General features: G+C 62.3%; 15 protein-coding genes. 8 read left to right on the top strand and 7 right to left on the bottom strand.

Features of this window, described 5'->3' with window-relative positions; genetic code table 11:
- Nucleotides 1-147: 147 nt before the first annotated feature.
- Nucleotides 148-2,892: a benzoate-CoA ligase family protein gene (locus SJ05684_RS30930; RefSeq protein ID WP_034857155.1), complete on the bottom strand. Its 2,745-nt coding sequence runs from the start codon at nt 2,890-2,892 to the stop codon at nt 148-150.
- Here SJ05684_RS30930 and SJ05684_RS18455 point away from each other — a divergent pair.
- Both SJ05684_RS18455 and SJ05684_RS18450 read left to right on the top strand, forming a co-directional pair.
- Nucleotides 2,891-3,397 carry an acyl-CoA thioesterase gene (locus tag SJ05684_RS18455; RefSeq protein WP_244426680.1) on the top strand — a complete coding sequence of 169 codons (507 nt, stop codon included), beginning with the start codon at nt 2,891-2,893 and terminating at the stop codon, nt 3,395-3,397. The genes SJ05684_RS30930 and SJ05684_RS18455 overlap by 2 nt on opposite strands.
- Entirely contained in the window at nt 3,381-4,187 is an 807-nt protein-coding gene (locus tag SJ05684_RS18450; protein WP_034857153.1) for an IclR family transcriptional regulator, read from the top strand. Before SJ05684_RS18455 ends, SJ05684_RS18450 begins: the two co-directional genes overlap by 17 nt.
- 34 nt (nt 4,188-4,221) lie before the next feature.
- Here SJ05684_RS18450 and SJ05684_RS18445 read toward each other — a convergent pair whose 3' ends face one another.
- Genes SJ05684_RS18445 through SJ05684_RS18425 form a run of 5 tightly spaced genes read right to left on the bottom strand, consistent with a single transcriptional unit; the run spans nt 4,222 to nt 8,940 of the window.
- Nucleotides 4,222-5,277 carry a maleylacetate reductase gene (locus SJ05684_RS18445; protein ID WP_034857151.1) on the bottom strand — a complete coding sequence of 352 codons (1,056 nt, stop codon included), beginning with the start codon at nt 5,275-5,277 and terminating at the stop codon, nt 4,222-4,224.
- A 1-nt stretch (nt 5,278) separates the two neighbouring features.
- Entirely contained in the window at nt 5,279-6,163 is an 885-nt protein-coding gene (locus tag SJ05684_RS18440) for an intradiol ring-cleavage dioxygenase (RefSeq protein WP_034857149.1), read from the bottom strand.
- A 10-nt stretch (nt 6,164-6,173) separates the two neighbouring features.
- Complete coding sequence (gene tsdA / locus SJ05684_RS18435) at nt 6,174-7,148, bottom strand: gamma-resorcylate decarboxylase (RefSeq protein WP_034857147.1); 975 nt, start codon at nt 7,146-7,148, stop codon at nt 6,174-6,176.
- Nucleotides 7,149-7,180: 32 nt separating this feature from the next.
- Nucleotides 7,181-8,401, bottom strand: a complete 1,221-nt coding sequence (locus SJ05684_RS18430) for a flavin-dependent monooxygenase (RefSeq protein ID WP_374193094.1) — start codon at nt 8,399-8,401, stop codon at nt 7,181-7,183.
- A gap of 29 nt (nt 8,402-8,430) precedes the next feature.
- On the bottom strand, nt 8,431-8,940 hold the full coding sequence (locus SJ05684_RS18425; RefSeq protein WP_034857145.1) for a flavin reductase family protein: 510 nt from the start codon (nt 8,938-8,940) through the stop codon (nt 8,431-8,433).
- A 186-nt stretch (nt 8,941-9,126) separates the two neighbouring features.
- On the opposite strand from SJ05684_RS18425, the gene SJ05684_RS18420 reads away from it, so the two are divergent.
- The 4 genes from SJ05684_RS18420 (at nt 9,127) to SJ05684_RS18400 (ending at nt 14,859) form a co-directional block, all read left to right on the top strand.
- Complete coding sequence (locus SJ05684_RS18420) at nt 9,127-9,570, top strand: MarR family winged helix-turn-helix transcriptional regulator (protein WP_034857217.1); 444 nt, start codon at nt 9,127-9,129, stop codon at nt 9,568-9,570.
- Between the two features lie 278 nt (nt 9,571-9,848).
- Complete coding sequence (locus tag SJ05684_RS18415; RefSeq protein ID WP_202947469.1) at nt 9,849-11,522, top strand: DUF4166 domain-containing protein; 1,674 nt, start codon at nt 9,849-9,851, stop codon at nt 11,520-11,522.
- 962 nt (nt 11,523-12,484) lie between these two features.
- Nucleotides 12,485-12,790 carry a hypothetical protein gene (locus tag SJ05684_RS18405; RefSeq protein WP_034857139.1) on the top strand — a complete coding sequence of 102 codons (306 nt, stop codon included), beginning with the start codon at nt 12,485-12,487 and terminating at the stop codon, nt 12,788-12,790.
- Nucleotides 12,791-13,479: 689 nt separating this feature from the next.
- Nucleotides 13,480-14,859 (top strand): enoyl ACP reductase FabMG family protein, encoded by a 1,380-nt coding sequence (locus tag SJ05684_RS18400; protein WP_095694309.1) that lies wholly within the window; start codon nt 13,480-13,482, stop codon nt 14,857-14,859.
- Nucleotides 14,860-15,182: 323 nt separating this feature from the next.
- Here the strand turns inward: SJ05684_RS18400 and SJ05684_RS18395 are convergent, their stop codons facing one another.
- Nucleotides 15,183-18,572, bottom strand: coding sequence for an AAA family ATPase (locus SJ05684_RS18395; protein ID WP_034855974.1), 3,390 nt, complete (start codon nt 18,570-18,572; stop codon nt 15,183-15,185).
- 307 nt (nt 18,573-18,879) lie between these two features.
- Between SJ05684_RS18395 and SJ05684_RS18390 the strand changes: the two genes are divergently transcribed.
- The gene (locus SJ05684_RS18390) at nt 18,880-22,260 is read left to right on the top strand and encodes a hybrid sensor histidine kinase/response regulator (protein WP_034855977.1); all 3,381 of its coding nucleotides are present in this window, start codon (nt 18,880-18,882) and stop codon (nt 22,258-22,260) included.
- Nucleotides 22,253-23,173 (top strand): response regulator transcription factor, encoded by a 921-nt coding sequence (locus SJ05684_RS18385; protein ID WP_374188713.1) that lies wholly within the window; start codon nt 22,253-22,255, stop codon nt 23,171-23,173. The genes SJ05684_RS18390 and SJ05684_RS18385 overlap by 8 nt, the downstream gene beginning before the upstream one ends.
- Nucleotides 23,174-23,175: the final 2 nt, after the last annotated feature.

Below are 23,175 nucleotides of genomic sequence, written 5' to 3'. Positions count from 1 at the left end.
TGCCAACAAATATCTGCTGATGTTCATTTTATTCCTCCCGTTGATGGATTTGCCAAACGAATCGTCGCAAGGGCCTCCCCGCCCACAGGACGATTGCGGATCGTTCGTTTCAACCAGTCTCGGCTTTGGGCTTCGGCCCATGCCGCGTCATAAGCTTTCCTCTTTCACCCGCAGCAGTGCCTGCCGATCTATCTTGCCGGTTCCGGTCTTGGGCAGATCGGCGGCATATTCGACGATACGCGGATATTTGTATGGCTGGAGGCGCGACTTGACGTAGGCCCGCAGCGCTTCGCTCTGTTCTTCGCTCCCCGCCTTGCCGTCGCGAAGCCGCACCACGGCTCGCAGCGTCATCCGGCGGTCGGCCATTTGATGCGCCATGACGGCGCATTCGTGCACGTCCGGATGCTCGTTCAAGCAGCGTTCCACCTCCAGCGGCCACACCCACTGGCCCGACACCTTGATCAGTTCGTCGGCGCGTCCCTGAAAGTAATAGCAGCCGTCTTTCTCGATGAAGCGGTCGCCTGTGTAGAGCCAGTCGCCGCGCATTGTATCGCGTGTCTTGTCCGGCCGGTTCCAGTAACAAGGTGCCGAGGAATGGCCGCGCACGAACATCACGCCTTCTTCGCCGGGACCTGCCGGCTTGCCCTCAGGCGTTTCGAGACGCACCTCATAGCCCGGCACGCGCGCGCCCGCCGAACCGATGCGGTGGTCGTCGAGGCTGTTCGACAGATAAATGTGCAGCATCTCGGTCGAACCCAGCCCCTCGGTCGGGCCGTGCCCCGTCAACGCCTTCCAGGAGTCATAGATTTCCTGCGACAGGATCTCAGCCGCCGACATGGACTGGCGCAGGCAACTCAAGTCGCGCGCCGCCACGCCCTCGGCCCGCGCCAGTGCGGTATAAAGTGTCGGAAGGCCAAAGAGCACCGTGGGCCGAAAGCCCTCAATAGCGTCCAGCACAGCGTTGGGGCGCGGCTGGCCCGGCAGCAATAGCGTTGTCGCGCCGATCGAGAAGGGAAAAGTGATCGCATTCCCAAAGCCATAGGCGAAGAAGATCTTCGGAACCGAGAAGCAGATGTCGTCGGGACGCAGCTTCAGGACATGCTCACCGAAGGACGCCTGCGTATAGGCCATGTCGTGATGCAGGTGGACAATGCCCTTGGGTCGCCCGGTCGAGCCGGAGGAATACATCCAGAACGCCATGTCGTCCGCACCGGTGTCGGCACAGTCGAGCGTCTGCGGTTGGCCTGCGAGGAAGTCAGCGGCGGCGATGCGCCCTGCCCCATCAGCCGTGCCATTCGCGATCACAACCCGCTCCAGTGCGGTGCCTTTCAGCGTCTCCGGGCCGAAACGGTCCGCCAGGGACGCCTCACATAGCGCAACCCGCGCTCCGGTGTCCTGAAGGAAGAAATTCAGGACGTCGGGCGTGGTCTGGATATTCAGCAGAACGGGCACAAAGCCGGCGCGTACTGCCCCGAAGAAGGCTGCTGGATAGGCCGGCGTATCATCGAGGAAGAACGGTATGCGCTCTCCCCGCTTCAGCCCGGCGGCGATCAAGGCATTGCCCCACCGCGCCGCCTCGGCCACCATTTCGGCATAGGTCAGCGTGCCGGCAGGCCCAATCACCGCAGGCTTGTCCGGATTGCGGGCGAGATTGTCCCACAGGATAATGGAGCAGTTCGGGTGCGCCGCCTTCTCGAAGCCGATCTCGGTGGCCCCGGGCGCGTCGTCCTTCACCGGGTCGGCAAGCGCGCTGCCTTCCGCCGCCTTCTCGGCCTCGTAGCGGGCCATGAAGCCCGGCGCGATCTTGCGCAGACGCTCCATGTCCATACGGCCGGAACGCGTCAGGTAATCGAAGGCGAAATCGACCGGCGGCAGGGCCATCTTCGCCGCGAAGCTCTCATACCAGTTCGCAGAGGTGTTGGCCGCGTCGACAATCTTCCTGGCGACTGGCTGCCGCTCGGCCTGGTATGCGGCCAGCGCTTCATCGACATCATCATGCTTGCCAAGCGACCGGACGAGTGCGATGGCATCCTCCATTGCCAGCCGCGTGCCGGAACCAATCGAGAAATGTGCGGTATGGGCAGCGTCGCCCAAAAGCACATGCCGCCCCGCAACCCAATTTTGGCACCATAGCCGCGGAAACTGCCGCCACATGGACTTGTTAGTGATCAGCGGCGCGCCTTCCAGAACGTCGGCAAAGATCGTTTCGCAAAGCCGCGCGCTCTGCGTCTCGTCCATATCGGCAAAGCCGTATGCGCCGAAGGTGGCCTCGTCACATTCGACGATGAAGGTGCTGCGGTTCGAGGCGAATCGATAATGATGCGCGTTGAGCGCCCCCTTCCCGGTTTCCACAAAGGTCTGGGTCAGCGTGTCGAAGGGGCGTTCCGTGCCGAACCAGGCGAAACGGTTGCTGAAGTGCTCAAGCACCGGCGCGAATTCCGCCTCCCGCGAGCGGCGCACGAGCGAATTCAGCCCATCCGCTCCGATGATGAGATCCGCCTGCAATCCGTCAAGCGCGGTCACCGTGTGCGAGAAGCGCATTTCGACGCCAACCGCTTCGGCCCGCTTGCGCAGGATCTCGATTAACTCCAGCCGGCCGACGGAGGCAAATCCGACACCGTCGAGGATAACCTGCCCGGCGGGCAGATTCAGCGTCATGTTCCGCCAGCGCTCCATAAGCGGCGTCACAAGATCATGGGTCTCGGGATCGTCGGCCTTGAGGAAATCCAGCGCCTGATCGGAGAAGACCACACCGAAGCCGAAGGTCGCGCCCTTTGGATTTTGCTCGGTCACACGCACCCGCGCCTCCGGCAGGATACGTCGCAGCAGGATTGCCGCATAAAGCCCCGCCGGGCCCCCGCCCAAAATCTCGATGCTGGACAGCCTAACCATGCGTCCTCCCAAACTCACTCGACAGACCGAGATTAAGACGATAGATTCTTTTCCAGATTATGCAATGCTTTTTATGGAGCAGAAAATGATAACGGTACACAGCCTTGATTATCCGGTCAGTTTTGGCGATTGTGATCCCGCTGGCATCGTCTTTTATCCACACGTCTACGCATGGTTCGACCGCACCTTCCACGACTGGCTCAGGCAGTTCGGCGGTCATGGTGCGCTTTGCGAAAGGTTGGGAGCCATCGGCATTGGGCTGTTGGAGGCGAGCGCCCGGTTCCTTCGGCCGATGCGCGATGGAGACAGCCTGATCCTGACCCTTTCCCTCGAAGAATGGGGCCGCAAAACCCTGCGCCTTTCCTACGAGGGGCGCGTCGGCGGCGACATCACGGTTGTGGGCAGCGAGGTGCGAGCGCTGTTCAAACACGGCAATACCGGTATGGTCGCTGCGGAAATCGAGGCATTACGCAGCATGGTGGAAGCCAATGGCCAAGAACGATAAGGGCGAGGGACAGACGGGCGGCATCCAGTCGCTCGACGCGGCATTGCGGCTGCTCGTCGCCATGATGGAACGCCGCGGTCCGGTGTCGCTGTCGGAGTTGGCTCGCGATTGCCGCATGCCGCCCAGCAAGGTGCACCGCTACCTCGCTTCCTTCCAGCATGCGAGCCTTGTGGAGCAGGCCGGGCGCTCCGGCAAATACGACCTCGGTCCCGGCGCGGTGACGCTCGGCCTTTCGGCCCTTGCCCGGCATGACTTTGTGAACCGTGCCTCTGACGCCTTGCCCGATCTGTGCACCGAGTCGGGTCTGACCACGCTGCTCTCCGTCTGGGGAAATCAGGGCGCGACGGTGATCCGCTGGGAGCGCGCCGCCTCGCCCACGGTCACCTCCATGGGCCTCGGCACCACGCTGCCCCTGCTAAACTCCGCGACCGGCCGCGCCTTCCTCGCCTGGGCACCCCAGGCGCCGCTTCAGGCAATCCGCGACGCTGAGTTGCGTCACGCCCGCAAGAACCCGGCCATCGCCCCGGATGTGCCAGCCGACCGGGATATCGACAAGCTGGTTGAGACCATCCGCGCCAAGGGCTACGCCTCGGTGGAGGGCAAGTTCATTCCCGGCCTTGTTGCCATCGCGGCCCCGATCCTCGACTGGCAGGGAGAAGCGCAGGCGGTGGTGACCTTGATCGGCACCGACCCCTCTGTGGTTCAGCCGGGATCGGAGGCGGTCAAGCGCCTCATTGCCTTTTGCGAGGATCTTTCCTTCGCCCCCATGACAATGGCCGACGCGAAGTAGGCGAAGCGGATCTCCTCTGCATGGTCGGCTGCTCTCAAACATCGGAGCCATGGAACGCGCGCTCCAGAAGGTCACGGATGCGGGCCTCGATCAGCGGCTCGGGGTTCCAGTATGGGTTTGCCATAGCCTGGGCCACCGCAGGATCGATGCCTTCCGCGGTCATGCCGATCTCCTTGAGCGAAAGCGGTGCGCCAACGCGGCGCGCGAGGTTCTGCAAACCCTTTGCCGCGTCCCCTGCCCCGAGCGCGCGCGCTACCCTTCCAGCGGCTATTGGTGCGGCCTGCATGTTGTAGCGCATCGCATGGGGCAGGATGACGGCGTGCGTTTCCGCGTGGGGAAGATTGAACATGCCCCCCAGCGTGTGGCAGAGCTTGTGATGCAGCGCCATGCCGACAGAGCCGAGGCAGATGCCGCAGAGCCATGCGCCATAAAGCGCATCCGACCGCGCATCGAGATCGTCCGGCTTGGTTATGGTGGCGGGGAGCGAACGGGCGAGCGCTGCGATGCCTTCCTCGGCCATTAGGTCGATCACAGGGTTGCGGTCCTGCGCGTAAAGCGCCTCCACTGCATGGGCTATGGCATTGAGACCGCTGACGGCGGAGAGCTTCACCGGCAGCCCGAGCGTCAGCGAGACGTCATAGATGACCGTTTCGGGAAGCACCTTCGGGTCGCGCAGCGTGGTCTTGCGGCCATTTTCCGTCTGGCCAAGGATTGGCGTCATTTCCGAGCCAGCATAGGTAGTCGGCACCACCAGCTGCGGCAGATCGGTGCGCAGCGCAATCGCCTTGCCGAGTCCAGTCGTCGACCCGCCGCCTATGGCAACAATGCCGTCCGCTCCGCCGCGCTCGACCTCGCGCATCGCCCGCTCGGTGACATCGACGGGCGTGTGCATGGCCGCTTCCGAAAAGATGCCGGCAGCAAGCGAACCGAGGCGCTGCGCGGTATCCTCCGCCATGTCCCGCTGATGAGGCGTTGAAAGTACCAGCGCGCGCGAGATGCCGAGGCGATCCACCTCGGGGCCAAGCTTTTCGAGCGTGCCGTGGCCGAAAATGACCCTCGTGGGAAGCCCGGTATATGTGAATGGCTGCATGTCAGGCACCCGATCGTATTAGAACGAAGTCCCAATTCACGCTCCAGTAGGGTGCTGCGAGACCCGCATCTTCGCCCGTTCCGGGCTCCTCGATCCGCCGGAAATCCGCGATCAGGCTCTCCTTTACGCCGAACACCGCGTCCTGATCGATAAATTCGCAGTCCGGCGGGAAGATGTGGGTGATGAGCGGATCGTAACCCGGCGCGGTGACGATGAAATGGATATGCGCCGCGCGGTTGGGATGCCGCCCGAGCTGGCCGAGCAGTTTGCCCACCGGCCCGTCATCCGGGATGGGATAATAGCGCGGCTTGACCGAGCGGAAGCGATAGCTGCCTTGTTCGTCCGTAGTGAAGACGCCGCGCAGGTTCCAGTCCGGCTGCACGCCCTTCTGTTGCACGTCGTAAAAGCCGTCGTCATTGGTCTGCCAGATGTCGATCAGCGCGCCCTCGATCGGTTTCCCCTCTGTATCGCGAACGAAGCCGCCCACCAACAGCGGCTCGCCCTTTCCATCGAGACAGATATTGGTGCCGCGCTCGTAGCGGGGCGCCTCGGGCACGTAAAACGGTCCGAGGATCGTGTTTTCCGTCGCGCCGGACGGGCGGCGATGGTTGATCGCATCGACCAGCATGGACACGCCAAGCACGTCCGACAGCAGGATGAACTCCTGCCGCCAGTCCGTGCACATGTGGCCGGTCTTGGTCAGGATCTCGATTGCCGTCAGCCACTCCTCGTGGGTCGGTTCCACTTCCTTCACCGCCGCATGAAGATGGCGCACGATGGCGCCCATCACTTCGCGCAGGCGCGGGTCGATATCCGCGCCCATGCGAGCATTGACCACCTCCGCAGAGTTCTCCTCTGAGAAGAGCGGATATTTGCCGTCCGTCATGGTCCGCCTCCTACAGGTTGAAGAGCGCCTTTGCGTTCGTACGGCCGATCTTGGTGCGATCCGCCTCCGAAATGGTGGTGCTGTCGAACCAGTCTGCGGCGTGATCGATGTTCTCGAACGGCCAATCGGTGGAGAATAGAATGCGGCCGGAGCCGATCTCCAGCATGGCGTCAATCAGCGTCTGGGTGCGGAAGTTCCCAGAGGTAGTGATGTAGAAGTTCTCGTTGAAATAGTCCGCGATGCGCCGCCTCGCCGGATATTTCGGCGGCACCTTCACCCATGCATTGCGGTTGTCGATCCGCCACATCATGTAGGGCAGCCCCTCGCCCATGTGGCCGAGGATGATCTGCAGGCCGGGATGCTCGTCGAAGAGACCCGAACCCATCAGCCGGAGCGCGTGAACCGCCGTTTCCTGCGCGAAGGCCCAGGTGGGGCCCATCAGCCAGGGATGGCCTTCATAGATGCGGCTATCCTCTGGCAGGGGATTGCGCGGATGCAGGTAGAAAGGCACATCGAGCGCGGCGACCGTGGCCCAGAAGCTACGATATAGCGGCAGATCGTAGTAAAGCAGGTCTTTGGTGTCGTTGCGCTGGCTGAAGCCGTTGACCAGCGCGCCGACGAAGCCGAGATCCTTGACGCAGCGCTCCAGCTCGCGCGATGCCGCTTCCGGGTCCTGCAGCGGCAGGGCGGCAAAGGCGCGGAACCTGCTAGGGCGCTTTGCGCACTCCTCGGCCAGGGCATCGTTCGCGCGGCGCGAGATTTCGACTGCCTTGCCCGTATCGGGGATTGCCTGAACGGCGGGCGCGTTGAGCGACAGGACCATCATGTCGATCCCATGCCGGTCCATGAGCCTCAGGCGCGTGTCCTGGATATCGAGCAGCCTGCCTTGCAACTCCGTCCAATAGTCCCCCGGCACGAACCCGGCTGAATCCATCAACGTTTCGCGAATAGCGAAATGCTCCTCGAGCGCAATCTTGCCTTGCATGTTTCCTCCCTTGAGGTTTGTTCGAGCGCGGGTCAGTACTGACCCTTGGGTTCGAGACCGAGCATGTGCTGGCCGACCATAGTTCCGACGGCGTCCCAGTTCATGCTGATGTGTCGGCCGACCGCATTTGCGTCCCGCCAGGCGCGCTGGACGGGATTTTCCAGACCGAGTCCTGTGCCGCCGGTCGAGGCATTGAGCGCTTCGACGGCGCGCAACGCGAGGCTCACCGCGAAGGCCTGGCCACGGCGACTGACGAGGCGGTCCTCCACCGTGAACGCATTCCCTGACCCGGCCAATGCCTCGGCATTGGTGACATCGCGTAGGAGGATTTCGCGTGCGGCATCGACGCTTGCCGCCGCTTCCGCGACGCGAAGCTGAATGGTGGGAAACTCGGCCATGCGGTTGTTGCCGCCGGCCACCGCGCCGCGCGTGACGCGTGTCGAGATCGAGGCTGCATAGCTTTCGAGCGCGCCCTTGGCGGCACCCACGGCGGCGGAGGCCAGGCAGGAGGGAATGCCTGTCAGCAGAGGCATGTTGAACAAGGCCTGACCCGGGTAGACTTTGGCGCCTGGCGTCCTCCCGCTGGTGGCCTGCGGGAATGCCAGAACGCGATGCTCCGGCACCACCACATTGTCGGGCACCAGGGTCTTGGAGCCCGTGCCGGCGAGACCCACCACATTCCAGGTGTCGTCAATCGTGTATTCGTGCGCCGGAACGAGCAGAAAGGCGGGAACCGGCTTTTCCTCGCCATAAGGGGGAAGGATGGCCGCGCACAGCGACCATTGCGCATTGTCGCAGCCGCTGGCGAAGGACCAGCGCCCGTTGAGGCGATAACCGCCTTCGACGCGCTCGGCCATGGAGATGGGCGCATAGGAGCCGCAGAGCAGCGCGTCGGGATTTTCGCCCCAGACATCTTCCTGCGCCTGCTTCGGGAACATGGCGAGCAGCCATTGATGCGCCGAGAGAAGGCCCGCGACCCAGCCGGTGGAGGCGCAGGCGGCGGAAAGCTCGATATTCGCGTCGACGAGTTCAGCGAAAGGCCGCGGCGAACCGCCATAGGCCGCAGGCTTTACCGCGTCGAAATAACCGATCTCACGCAGGGCCGCGATGTTGGCCGCCGGCACCCGCCGCATGCGCTCGGTTTCCAATGCCCGCTGCCGGATGAGAGGGACTAGTTGCGCCACGCGGTCTTTAAGGCTCCCGCCGATGACGGCAACGTCCTCCCTCATGGCTTCGATAGCGCCGAGTGTCATGGGTTCCCTCCTGAAACTGATTGCGGGACTCAAGCGGCAGGCTGCGAAATGCAGTACCGCGCATTCTCGTAGAGAAGAGGCCGGGTCACATCGTCCACGAAAGCGTCGATAACCTGGCCGATAAAAAGGGTATGGGTTCCGTAGGGCACTGCGGCGACGCGCCGGCAGACCACCCGCGCATGAGCGCCCGCAAGCATGAGGACGCCAGATCCATGACGCTCCCATTCGTCCGGCTGGAACCTGTCCTCCGGCGCGACCTTGCCGCTGAATGCATCGGAAAGAGGCCGCTGCTCCTGCGTCAGTACGTTCACCGCAAAATGAGGCTGGCACAGAACCATTTCATGCAGGTAGGACCGGTTGTTGAGGCAGACGACCAGTGCTGGCGGTTCCATCGAAACAGAGGTGACGGCCGTCACCGTCATGCCGTGATCGACCCCTTCGTTACAGCCTGTGACCAATGTCACCGTGGCCGGGAATTTCCGCATCATGGCGCGAAAGCTGGTGCCAACGGTTTCGTCTGGAACGACAGTCAAGGTCATGAGACTTCCTCCTCCCAATCTGCAAGTGACAATATTTGCATTTGCAAATGTTGTCTACACAATTATCTTAAAGGAGGCGCAGGGCATCGACGAGGCGCTCGGCCGGGCGGTGGTGCATCGTCTCGCTTGCTTGCATGGCGGGGCGGCAAGCGCTAACCATGCCCCACGCAACAATTGTGAATGAAAATGACCTACCGCTTCACGAGTTCACTGCCCTACCTGCTCAACCGCGTCGGCGTCAGGATGGGCGAGCTGTTTTCGCAAAGGCTCGCAGAGCACGACCTCACCCTTCCCATGTACCGCGTCATGGCGGTTCTCCGGCAGGAAGGCCCACAGCGGCTGGGCGATCTCAGCGCCATGGTCACGGTCGAGATTTCGACCCTCTCGAGACTGGTCACGGCCATGAAGCAGGTCGGCCTGGTCTCGCGCGTGCGCCCTGAAGACAATGGCCGGACCGTCCGGATCGACCTGACCAAGGCCGGGGAGAAGCTGGTGGACGATCTCATGCCCATTGCAGCACATTTCGAAGAGGTGAGCATAAAGAGCTTCAGTGAGGACGAAGTGAACAGGATCAAGAACGCTCTGAAGCAAATTCATGAGAACCTCGAACAGATCGGCGATTCCGATTAGCCGCCACATTGACCGGCACGTGGTGCCTCTGAGGCAAAGCGTTTAAAAGGGATTTACTCGCGCCTGATATCGGTCAAGCTCAACCGCTTCGTCCGGAATGTCCTCAAAGCAGGCGCTCGTGCGCCCGGCTGCCGAAGGCGGCCCCAGTGCCTATCGACAGATGTCAGCGTGGCCTTTCGCAGATCACACACAACTGCTATCGCATGTTCGGGCCGGCGTGACGCCTCATTGATTTCACCTACCGTTGATCGAACACGCTTCGTTGTTGGGCATTGGAAATGATGGCACGGCGTGTACTTTTGGTCGGAGCGACTGGTACCTTCGGAAGCCGCCTCGCGGCACTATTAGCAAAACACGCCGAAGTGGAACTGATTCTTGCTGCGCGAGGAACCGGCGCGCTGGAGGCGTTACGAGCATCGCTCGTCGGAAACGGTGCACGCGCCAGAATTCTAGTCCGTTCTTTCGATCGGTTGCGCCCGCCGGATCTGAGCGAGCTTTCACCGTGGCTCGTCGTGGATGCTGCCGGACCATTCCAGGGAAGCGACTACCGCTTGGCGCAGGCGGCTGTCCGGCACGGCGCGCACTATGTCGATCTCGCCGATGCACGTGACTTTGTCGCAGGCTTTCCAGACGCGCTTGATGAATCTGCAAGACAAGCTGGCGTCCTCGCTGTCACCGCCGCGAGTTCGACCCCGGCCCTCTCCCAGGCGGCCCTCGATCATCTTGTCGAAGGCTGGCGAGCTATTGATGAAATCGTGGTGGCGATTTCGCCCGGCGCTCGAGCCCCGCGCGGCCTTTCAGTGATCGAGGCGATCCTGTCCTATGTCGGGCAGCCCGTTCGTGCCTTCCGCAACGGCACCTGGCAGATCGTGCGCGGCTGGTCTGGGCAACGCATGCTCTACATGCCGGGCCTTGGTTGGCGATGGGGCTCGATCTGCGAAACGCCAGACTTGGATCTTCTTGCCCGGCGCTTCCCAGTTCGAAGCACCGCGCTGTTCATGGCCGGCCTCGAGCTACCGGTGATGCACCACGGCCTCACACTGCTCAGCCTCCCGGTACATTGGGGGATCATCCGATCACTGCGGTCATTGGCTAGACCGATCCGGACAATGGCAGACGCACTGGCGGCGTTTGGCTCAGACCGCGGCGGGATGATCGTGGAAGCGATTGGTCGTGATAAGCAGGATCGGCCGATTCGCGCGCGCTGGGCGCTGGCCGCAGAAGCCAACTCAGGGCCGAACACACCGGCGGCGCCAGCGGCCGCATTAATCCGGGCATTGCTGGAGGGGCGTGAGATGACGCGAGGCGCCACGGCCTGCGTCGGCTTGCTCGATCAGCGGGACATCTTGCGCGAACTCGCGCATCTGCCGATCAGTACACGCGTCGATGACGGACTGCCTCAAAGCAACATCCTGTTCGAGCGCCTGCTCGGCAACAGGTGGGCGACGTTGCCAGCTTGTATCAAGACAGTGCATGGAGGCGAGCACCAAACGTTGTCCGGCCGCGCGGTCGCGCGCAGTGGAAAAAACGTGGTCGCCAAGGCATTGCGCTGGCTACAGGGTCTTCCTCGGACAGGTCCACACGACGTTGAAGTAATGCTGAATCAGGACAATGACGGTGAAAAGTGGGTCCGTCGCTTTGGTAACTCGAGTTTCTCCTCGCGCCTGTGCGATGCCGGACCTCTCGGACTGTTCGAAGAACGCTTCGGTCCGCTGCGATTCAAATTCGACCTCCAGCCAACGCCAAACGGAATTTCCTGGGAGTTTTGCGGTTGGAGTTTTGGCGGACTCGCACTACCGAGCCGCCTTGCACCACGCATCAGAGCTGGAGCAGAGGATACCAATGGCTTCTACCGCTTCAGGGTCGTTGTCTCCCATCGTCTGACTGGCTTGCTATTCGCTTACCGCGGGACCCTTATCGACAGGCCCCACTTCCAAGCACCGCCGGCGTGAGTCCCATGTAACTGCGGCACCCAGATCATCATTCGCAAATTCCGCTCATTCGTTCGGCCTCAACATTGCGCATATTCGTGCGACAGCCGCTGTCGGCTCAGCTTCGACATTTCGCCGATCTCATCCATCATGAACGTCGTGTAGCATCAAGGATAGCTTTTGCCATGTAGAGATCCTGGAGGGAAATGCCCGAGCTGTCGAAGACGGTGATCTCGTCCTCGTTCTGCCGGCAGATCGAAGCGGAGAATCGTTCCACAAACTACATCGACACGCCCGTGCGGGACACCGCATCTGTCGCGGCCGGCGCGATTACACGGCCTGGCCGTGGAGGCAACCGCTCAATGCATTCCTCGCCGGTTGAGCCTCAGCCCGAGTTCCAATGGATCGAACGTGATGCTCGTCCCGGCGTTCAAGGAGTTTCGTCGCTTTGACGACCAGCGGCATTTGACGCTCGCCTTGAAAGGATTCGAACTCTGGACCTCCAGCACCGCTACAGACAAACGACGTCAAATCAAAAACTAGGTTGCAGACGCGATGTCCATAAGCCGATTCCCCACGCGCTTCCCCAGCCTATGACCCGCAGTCGACATGATAGACGGTGCTTACTCATCTGGTCGCAAGTAGTACAGGTGCTTGCGGATCTCGTCTTTGAAGTCCTTTGCCAGCCGAGGTTTCGGCCCATCGACAAGCATGTCCAGAAGGAGCCTTGTTCCTGGTCGATCCCGTTTACCGTACGCCATCTGACACAGCGAATCGCTCGGCCGGTTGCTGCTGGTGCATTTGATGTGCTGAGCACGGCGGACCTAGGCTACGAAATGCGCCGATGAACGATGGTACGCCTCAAATTCGGGGCGTTCCTCCTGATCGGACAGTTCGACAGACGATGGGCTGTGCAAAGTTTGCGTTGACCGTTTTCGATGGCGAGGCGACACTGCAACCTGCAGCAAGACAGGAGGAAAATGATGGCCGAGCCAGACCCCTGGCGACACATGGCAAGCGCACCGAAAGACGGCAGTCGGATCCTCGTTACGATCCGCCCGTCCGAACAGGGGGCGGCAGAAGTTGACCTCGCGTACTGGTCGAATGGCGATCAGTTTGGTGCAGAAGGTTGGCGCGCCTCTGACTCCTCGCCGGGGCGCATCATCGAATACGCCGAGCCCGAATTGAAGTGCTGGATGCCGATGCCCTCGGCCAATGTCGATCGCACCTCGCTGCCCTCACCCTGGGAAGGCGAAGACGAGCGAGAGCTCGACGGGTCAGGGATTTAAGAACTCGCGCCGCCATGTTGCGTGGATGGGACGCAGCGAGTGGCAAGATCCGCGCAACGACTGTGCACCCCGGCGACCCTGGAACTCACGGATCGTCCAACAAAATCGATTTTATCTTCGGAACGGCATGAACTTCTTCGGTTAAGCGGACTTCGAGGGCCAGCGCAGATCGTTCATTGGCTGTCCGTAACAATTGCTCTCATAAGTAAACCTTCCCGTGTAAAGCTGCCGGACGACTATCCTATGACAGCTCCGGCCAATGCCCACCAGCGCGCCGAACTCGCACGCGCGTCCGGGCGGCGCCGAGAGAGGCTGCTGCTGCGCCCCAGCCTCGCAAGAAGATCGGCCTGAAGTTCCGTTGAGGGCTTCTCCGTCCTGCTTAGGCCAGCGGCGCACCCCGTCATCCGTATCGAAATCCCGCCAAAAACTGAACGTCAGGCCGAGCCCGGTGCTATGGCCGCAGGACATTTCGTCTGCGGCCATTGCACATCGGACCGGCGGGAGCCAGCGACGCCTGCAAAAATCTGCTTTATCCGGTTCGGATTGCGAGAACTCCTTTGGGGGACTTCACGCTTTGAAATGAACGGTCACTTAAAATGACTTCCTATTACGGCCCTTTACGGTCATGTGGATTATCCAAGCTCGTGTGAGCCATCGATCGACGACTAACGGACCAAAGAGCTGATTGCATGGAAAACCCGGTCTCATTGAACCGCATCGCCGAAAACAAAGTCTTTCGTAAAGGTGATGTTTTCGTCCTCTTCGGCGAACTATTCGGGCGCGGCTATGCGACTGGCTTGCTCGAAGAAGCCCGGCGGGCTGGAATGGAGATCGTGGGAATCACGGTTGGGCGGCGCGACGAGAACAACGCGCTGCGGCCCCTGGACGCCGAGGAACTCTTTGCCGCCGAGGCCCGATTGGGCGGCAGAATTATCAACATCCCTCTTATGGCCGGCTTCGATCTCGACGCTCCGGCAGGGGGCCCCACTCCGACGGATCTCCTCGCAGCCATGACGCTGGAGAGCTGGGAACAGGACACGCTCGATTGGGACTACATCAAACAGTGCCGGGACATCGCCACCGCACGGTTCACGAATTCGCTTTCGCAGGTCATGGCCGTTCTCGACGGAATGATTGCCGACGGCCGCAATGTCTTCTTCGCCCACACAATGGCCGGCGGCATCCCGAAGGCTAAAGTTTTCCTGGTCGTCGCCAACCGAATCTACAAGGGACGCGGTCCCCGCCACATGTCGTCGCAAGCCCTGCTCGACAGCGACATGGGCAAGCTCATCCTGCAGAACTTCGACGAAGTCTCCGCAATCACCTTTCAACATCTTATCGACTTCAGCGCAGCGATCCGTGAGCGCGTGGAGGCGTCGGGTGGTCAGGCCCGGTATACCGCCTACGGTTACCATGGAACCGCAGTCCTGATTGACGGGAGTTATCGCTGGCAGACCTACACCAACTACACCCAAGGCTACGCTAAGATGCGGCTCGAATGTATCGCGCAAGATGCCTGGGCAGCGGGTGTCAAGGCAACCGTCTATAACTGTCCCGAGATCCGAACCAACTCGTCCGACGTATTTACGGGTATCGAGCTTCCGCTGATACCGCTGCTGCTCGCCTTGAGGAAAGAGAACGGTGGACAGTGGGCAGAGGACCAATGGCAGGCATGCCAGCAGCTTCTGGCAGACGGCTTCACGATGAAGGATGTTTTCCAGAAAATTACCGAAATGCAGGCCAACGAGGTCATGCGTCCGTTTTACGATTTCTCGGCGTGGCCCATGGCAAACAGCCAAGCACAGTCCGATCTGACCATCGGCACGTCCAACGAGATCACGCAGATGCATCGGGACAGCAAGGCGATGATAAGCGACCTCCTGAGTGCTCTCGTGGTCGAGGCGACGGGGCAGCTCATTTTTGGCGAGTCGTCAGATCCCTCCGGTCCCATCCAGTGGCTCAATCACGATATCGTGGCGCGCCGACTTAACGCTTCCCACCGGCAATGGAAGTCTCCCGTGCCGTTGATCGAGCAAAGGGCGAACGATTCTCACGTTGAGTTGGCCTGACAGCTTCCCGATGTAGCTTGGAAGTTGGTTCCTCTTAGGGCCAAAGGGATACGAGAGTCTTGTAGCAGGCGGTAGAGACAACGGTGTAGTTCCCGCACCCTTCGTCCCTTCTCGGGGGCAAGCCGATGCGGTTGACAGACTCTAAGCGGTCGCTCGCCTAGCGAGCAGAACCGCCGTCTGCCCCCGGATCGGACATTCAGGGGCTCTAATTCGTTGCCGGAAAGCGGACGACTACTGCCTCGGTGACGCTCCATCACACCACACCCTTGCCGTCCGACAGTGCTGTCAGCGCGGTTTGGCGCAGAACATTGCGACTCGGCTGACTAGTCGGATGACTTGGTCGCGCCATTGACACCGGCTGTCTCGCGAAGCACCCGTTGGGCCGATTGCAGATCCGATGTCGCGAATCCCTCCGTAAACTTGCCGCAGAGGGGCGCAAGCAGGTGATGAGCGTCGCCGAACCGGTTCTGCACGATCCATAGTCGGGCTAGGCTCGTCGCCGCGCGCAACTCCCACAAGTCAGCGCTTTGCCCTCGCGCTATCTCGGCCGCGTGCCGGAGTCGTGCTTCCGCCTCGGCACGATCAAACGCGGGCAGCTTCAGCATCAGTTCGCCCGTCAGCCGATGCAATTCCGCCTCGAACCACCGCTCGCCCGTTGCGTCCGCTCGGTCCAGCGCGTCGGTCAGCAAATCCAATCCTCGCTTTGCTCCCCCGGCATGCGTCTCGAGGCGCGCGAGCAAGCTCAAAAAGAATGGAACCAGGAATCTCGCTCCAGTCATCTGCCACGACGCCAAACCCTCTCGAACCTGTATGAGGGCCGCCCGTAATTCACCCGCCTCTGCTACCGTCCAGCCTCGAACTATTGCACCTGCGCCGAGGAAGTGGGGAGAGCCCTGCGCTCTTGCGAGCGAGATCAGTGAATCCGCCCGGTCTCGTGCTTCTCGCCAGTCGCCCCGAAGCTGCGACAGGATGCAGCCGTAAAGCAGGGCGTAACCGAGCGTGTTGCGGTGGGAAAGTTCCCTTGCGTCCGCCAATGCCTCGTTACTCCTGGCCTGGGCCTGCTCGGGATACCCAAGAGTGAAGAGGGTCCAAGAGAGGACCGACAGTCCCGCCACCCGAGGGTCCTGGGCGAACAGGAATGCGAGGGAGCGGTGTTGCTGCGGGTCATAAAGGGCGAGCGACCGTTCCAGATATTCACGGGCTGTAGCGATCTCGCCGCGAAGGAAGGCATCGGTTCCGGCAATGCGATTACCGACGGTCTCACCGGACGCCTCCCGTTCTTCCTTCGCGCGCCGGAGCAGCTCCTCTCCGGCCTTCCTCCCCGCCTCCAGTTCAGCGCGCACGACGTGGAAGACCCACTCCCCGTAGAGGACAGGGAAGAGCCTGCCTTTATCCCCGATCCGCTCGCATAATTCACGTGCTCGCGCGTTGGCCCGACCGACCTCTGGCGCTGCCCAACCCTTGGCAGTCATCAGTGCAACGCTGAGAGCGACCTGCAATTCGAGTTCCTGCCGCCATCGCGCAGCATCATCCGGCAGTCCTTCAAGCAGCTCCAGCCCTCGTGTCAGATGGGTAATCGCTTCGGCCGTTGCCGAGCGCGCAATCTCTGCTTGCCCGGCCTTGAGCCAGTAATTGACGGCAGGTTCCAGCCGCCCCGCCTCCGCATAGTGCCGGGCCAGAAGCTCGGGCTGCGTCTGGACCGTTTCGGGGAAGCGTTGCTCGATCGCAGTGGCTATCGCCGCGTGCAACCGTTGTCGTTTCGTGCGCACAAGGGTCGCGTAGGCGGCGTCGCGTACGAGCGCGTGCTTGAAGCTGTAGGTCACCTGCGGCGGGGTCCCGTGGCGGAACACCAATCCCGAAGCAACGAGGTCGTCCAGTGCTTCCTCCACCTCGCTCGTCTGCAACGGCGCGGCGGTCACGAGCAACTCATGCGAGAATTCCCGACCGATTGCTGCCGCAACCTGCGCTACCTCCCTGGCGGACGCAAGTCGGTCGAGCCGGGCCAATAACGATTCCTGAAGCGTAGCTGGAATTGCCATTGCCGACAGGGGACTCGCGAGAGCGTAGTGATCGCCCTCGTCTTTAAGCAAGTTGGTCTCCAATATGGCGCGCGTCAGCTCCTCAACGAAGAGCGGCACGCCGTCTGTCTGTCCGACGATCTGGTTGAGCACTTCGGCAGGCAGAGCCCTGCCGCCGGTCAGGCTCTCGACCATATCTGCGCCTTGCCGGCGGCTCAAACGACTAAGCGTCAATGCCGTGACATGGGGATAGCGCATCCACGGTGGGAGAGACTCGGAGCGGAATGTGATGAGCACCAGCACTGGCGAGTCTTGCACGCGGTCAACAACAAGATCCAGCAGTTCCATCGACGTCGGATCTGCCCAATGCACGTCCTCGTAGACTGCCAGGACGGGCCGACGTGCCGCGAGCCCCATAAGCTGATCGACGAGTACCTCCAGCGTCCGCTTCTTCTGCCGGTGTGGGCTCAACTCCAACGGCAGATAGCGACCGTCCGCAGGAACCGACAGCAACGCCGCGAGCAGTGGGGCCGCGTGGGCGACGTCTTCGGTCGATTGCGTGAGCAGCGCCTCGAGCTTGCTCAGTTTCATTGCCGGGGGATCGTCCGCAGCGAAGCCAGATGCCCGCTCCAGAAGGCGGATGACCGGATGAAGCGGACTGCTCTGATGATAGGGCGAGCAGTAGTGACTTACGGTGGTATGCGGCTCACCTTCCAAACGCCGACGCAGGGCACGAACAAGGCGCGACTTGCCGATGCCGGCCTCGCCCGCTAGCAACACCACGCAACCTTCCCCCCTTTTGACCGCTTCCCAGCGCTTAAGCAGGAGTCCTATCTCGTGCTCGCGACCGACGAGCGGGGTCAGGCTCGCCCCGTGCAGGGCTTCGAAACGGCTCTCCGCAGAGCTTTCACCGAGCACGCGCCAAGCGGGTACTGAAGCAGGAAAGCCCTTCAACGGGTGGAAACTGAGCTCGGCGAGATCGAACAGACCGCCGATCAGCTGTCGGGTGGTGGATGCCACCACCACCGTTCCCGGCTCGGCGACACTTTGCAGTCGTGCCGCTAAATTGGGCGTCTCGCCGATTACCGTCTCCTCACGCGCAGCACCTTCGCCGATCAGTTCGCCGACAACCACCAAGCCGGTCGCGATGCCGACGCGAGCTTGCAGCGCCTCCCCATGCGGTGGTTGCAGGTTCCCCACCGCGTCGATGGCTGCAAGCCCCGCTCGCACCGCTCGTTCTGCCTCATTCTCGTGAGCGCGCGGATAGCCAAAGTAAGCGAGCACGCCATCGCCCATGTACTTCGCAACATGGCCCTCGAGCCGAGCAATAGCGCCCGCCACTGCACCCTGGTAGCCTCGTAGCAGGTCGCTCATCTCCTCTGGATCCAGTCGTGAGGAAAGCCTGGTCGAGTCGACAAGGTCGACGAACATCACGGTGAGCTGGCGGCGCTCCGGCTCAGGGAGAATTACAGGTGTCCCGGCAATCCCCGCTGGGCCGCTCGGCTGTTGAGCGACCTCACGCAGTGCGGCGATAGCAGCAAGCAGCTTACGACGGTGCCCTACTGAAGCGACGCCAAGCCCAATCAGGTCCTCGACCGTAAGATCTCTTAGGACTTCAGGATCGATGTCGTTCTGGCGGAACGCTTCTTCGTACTGTCCCAGCCCTTGATCACGCAGCCAGGCACCGACGTCCATGGCTCCTCCTCCGTCTGCTCGGAGTACAAGGTTCTGCAGCATACTCCAGAAATCTCTAAGCCGCACGACCCCAAGCAAATGACCATGGCCTGCGTCGTCTAGTCGTCGATCACCAGGCTCGAGCAATTGCTCCCGTGGAATTGGCAGCCAACGAAGTCCCTAAAGATCAGGCTGCCTAACCTGCGACCCCTGATCTCATATGCGTTTCGCAGCAACTTTCCCGCAACGCAGCAATTCCGCCCGATCTCCGCCTGTGCTACGAAGGGGGAACTGGCGTTCGCCGGCATTCCGAGAGAAACGAGGCCCTATGGCGGCACGCCAGCGCATCATTCCCGTTCGACGCGAATATAACCGCTGGGTCGCCAACCAGACGCTCGAAGACTACGCGCTGCGCTTCACCGCCAAGGGCGCGCGCCGCTTTTCCTCCGAGCGCATCTCGCAGACGGCGATCGGCGCCATCTCCTTTCTGGCGCTGGAGGCGATCGGCGGCGCCATCACCATGTCCTACGGCACCACCAATGCGATCGTCGCGATCCTGGTGGCCAGCCTGATGATCCTCCTGGTCGGCCTGCCGATCAGCCGCTACGCCATTCGCTACGGGGTGGACATCGACCTCCTGACGCGCGGCGCGAGCTTCGGCTATATCGGCTCCACCATCACCTCGCTCATCTATGCGAGCTTCACCTTCATCCTCTTTGCGATCGAGGCCTCGATCATGTCGGGCGCGCTGGAGCTCGCGCTCGGCATACCGCTCTGGATCGGTTACATCGTCAGCGCCGTCGTGGTGATCCCGCTGGTGACGCACGGCGTTCGGCTGATCAGCAAGTTCCAGCTTGTCACCCAGCCTTTCTGGATCGTGCTCAACATCCTGCCCTTCGCCTTCATCGCGCTTGCCGATTGGGAGAAGGTAGGCCTCTGGCTATCCTATGCCGGCCTCCAGCATGCGTCCGGCCCCGTGGGCACCCTCGCCCCCTTCGACCTCCTCGAATTCGGCGCGGCATCCGCCGTCATTTTCGCCCTCATGGCGCAGATCGGCGAACAGGTGGACTTCCTGCGCTTCCTGCCGCCGGACGGCCAGCGCAAGCTGCATCATCGGATCGCCGTCTTCCTCGCCGGCTCCGGCTGGGTCGTCCTCGGTGCCCCGAAGCTTCTCGCCGGCTCGTTTCTCGTCGTCCTGGCGCTCAGTGCCGGCGTGCCCTCGACCCGCGCCGCCGATCCGGCGCAGATGTATTACACCGCCTTCGGCTACATCTTTCCGTCGGAAACGGCGGCCCTGCTCCTGATGGTCGCCTTCGTCGTCGTCTCGCAGCTGAAGATCAACGTGATGAACGCCTATGCCGGGTCGCTCGCCTGGTCGAACTTCTTCTCGCGATTGACCCACAGCCATCCCGGCCGCGTCATCTGGCTCGTCTTCAACGTGGCGATCGCGCTGCTCCTGATGGAGCTCGGCATCTACCGCCTGCTCGAGGAGACGCTCGGCATCTTCTCGATCATCGCCATGGCCTGGCTCTGCGCGATCTCCGCCGACCTCTTCATCAACAAGCCGCTGGGCCTGGCACCCCCCGGCATCGAGTTCAAGCGCGCCCATCTCTACGACATCAATCCCGTCGGCATCGGCACGATGGGCATTTCGGCGCTTCTCGCACTCGTCGCGCATTTCGGGGCGCTCGGGGCGACCGCCGCCTCGCTTGCGCCCTATATCGCGCTTGTTGCCGCCTTCGTCGTCTCGCCGCTGCTTGCCTGGTGGACGGACGGCAAATTCTATCTCGCCCGCAAGCCCCGAAAGAGCTGGTTTCGCGAAAGCGAAATCACCTGCTCGATCTGCGAGCACCCGTTCGAGCCGGAGGACATGGCCTGGTGCCCGGCCTATGCGGCGCCGATCTGTTCGCTCTGCTGCTCGCTCGACAGCCGCTGCCACGACATGTGCAAGCCGAAGGCACGGCTGAACACGCAAGTCGCGACCGTCGCGAAATCGCTGCTGCCGGAGCCGGTCGTCGCCAGGCTCGCCACCCGGCTCGGCCGCTACGCGATCTCCGCCATCCTGTCGATCACCGGCATCGGCGTCATTCTGGCGATGATCGCCCACCAGACGACCGCCGCCCTGCCCGAGACCGCCGAAGTCGTGGAGCGGACGATCGCGATCGTCTTCTTCGTCTTTTCGATCGTCGCCGGCGTCGTCTCCTGGTTTTACGTGCTCGCCCATGACAGCCGTGTGGTGGCCGAGGAAGAATCCTCGCGACAGAACACGCTTCTCCTGAAAGAGATCGCCGCCCACAAGAAGACCGATGCGGCGCTCCAGAACGCCAAGGAGGCGGCGGAAGCGGCGAACCGCGCCAAGAGCCGTTATGTCGTGGGCTTGAGCCACGAGCTGCGCACGCCGCTGAACGCGGTCCTCGGCTATGCCCAGATCCTCGAGCGCGACGAGACGATCCCGCCCTCCCGCCACGGGGCGATCAAGGCGATCAGGCGTAGCGCCGACCACCTCTCCGGCCTGATCGACGGCTTGCTCGACATTTCCAAGATCGAGGCCGGCAAGCTGCAGGTCTATTCGAACGAAATCAACATCCACGATTTCCTCGATCAGATCGTCGACATGTTCCGCCCGCAGGCGCAGGCCAAGGGCGTCGCCTTCGAGCACAACCGGACCCCGTCACTGCCGCAATATGTACGCACCGACGACAAGCGGCTCAGGCAGATCCTCGTCAACCTGCTATCGAACGCCCTGAAATTCACCGATCAGGGCCGCATCCGCTTCGACGTCGCCTATCGCAGCCAGGTGGCGAGTTTCACCATCGAGGACAGCGGCCGCGGCATCAGCGACAAGGACCTGCCGAAGATCTTCGAACCCTTCCAGCGCGGCGATGCGGAGTATCGACAGCCGGGGCTTGGCCTGGGCCTGACAATCACCCGCCTGCTCACCCAGACGCTCGGGGGCGAAATTTCCGTCGTGAGCGAGAAGGACAAGGGCACGACCTTCAAGGTGCGGCTGATGCTTTCGGCCGTCGACCGGCCGGCGGCGCTGAAGGATCCGGTGCGCAGGATCAGGTCCTATAAGGGCCCGCGCCGGACCATTCTGGTCGTCGACGACAATCAGGACCACCGCGACCTCATGCGCGAAATTCTGGTGCCTCTCGATTTCACAGTACTTCCGGCGGCAAGCGGCGCCGAGTGCCTGGCGCTCGTCGAAGCCACGAAGCCCGACCTGTTCCTGATCGACATCTCCATGCCCGGCATGAATGGCTGGGAGCTGGTGACCCGGCTCAGGGAAGCCGGCCAGACGGCGCCGGCGATCATGCTTTCGGCCAATATCGGCGACGGCTCGGCGGCCGGCGCCTTCGGCCATAACGATACGCTTGCCAAACCCTTCGGCGTGCGCCAGCTCACCGACAAGCTGGCGATCCACCTCAAGCTCGACTGGATCTACGAAGGCGATGGGAAGAGTATGCCGGACCCGGGCAAGACCGGCGCGGTGAAGAGCCCCGGCGAGCATCACGTGAAGGAATTGATCCAGCTCGGCGAAATCGGCTACGTCAGAGGTATCGAGGCGAAACTGACGGAGATTGCCCTGAACCCCGAGAGCCAGCCCTTTTCCGAGGCCGTGCGCGCCTATATCCAGGCATTCGACCTCACCGGCTACGACGCCTTCCTGAAACGGATGCTGCCCGAGGAGGCAAATAGCCGTGGTTGACGCGAACCCGCGCGACATCGTCCTGCTTGTGGACGATTCCCCCGAAGCGCTCGGCTTCCTGACCGAAGCGCTGGAGCAGTCCGGCTTCTCGGTGTTGATCGCCACCTCCGGCAATGCGGCGCTCAATATTGCCGACCGCATCACCCCCGATATCATCCTGCTCGATGCGGTGATGCCCGGCATGGATGGATTCGAAGCCTGCATACGGCTGAAGGCGAATGCCTCCGTTGCCCAGGTGCCCGTGGTCTTCATGACGGGGCTCACCGAGACGGAGCATGTCGTGCGCGCGCTTGAAGCGGGGGGCGTCGACTATCTTACGAAGCCGATCAATATCGACGAGCTGCGCGCCCGCATCCGCGTCCATCTTTCGAACGCCCGCTCCGCCCAAAGCGCCAGGGTTGCGCTCGATGCCGCCGGGCGGCATCTCCTCGCCGTGCGCGGCGACGGCACCGTGTGCTGGTCGACGCCGCAGGCGACCCGCCTCGTCAACGCCGCCACCGGCAGCGACGATGGCGTCACCGTCGTCGCCGGCCGCATCGCCGCGTGGATGCGGGATCGCGAAGGACCGGCCGGCGAGAGGCACGGCAGCTTCGCGCTGCAGCAGGCGGGCCAGACCGGCCTGCAGATTTCGTATCTCGGCGCCATCGGCGCCAATGAATATCTGTTTCGGCTCACGGCCGAGAACGGCATGAGCGACGAGGAGATGCTGCGCCAGCATTTCCATTTGACCCAACGAGAATCCGAGGTGCTGCTCTGGATCGCCAAGGGCAAATCCAACCGCGACATCGGCGATATCCTGGGATTGAGCGCCCGCACGGTCACCAAGCATCTGGAGCAGATCTATGTGAAGCTCGGCGTCGAGAACCGGGCATCCGCCGCCGTCAAGGCGACCCAGGTGCTGCACGGGATCTGACG

The organism is Sinorhizobium sojae CCBAU 05684 (genome assembly GCF_002288525.1).
GTDB classification, from domain to species: domain Bacteria; phylum Pseudomonadota; class Alphaproteobacteria; order Rhizobiales; family Rhizobiaceae; genus Sinorhizobium; species Sinorhizobium sojae.
Note: the sequence above shows the minus strand (reverse complement) of the source record. Positions and strands in the feature narration are given on the sequence as shown.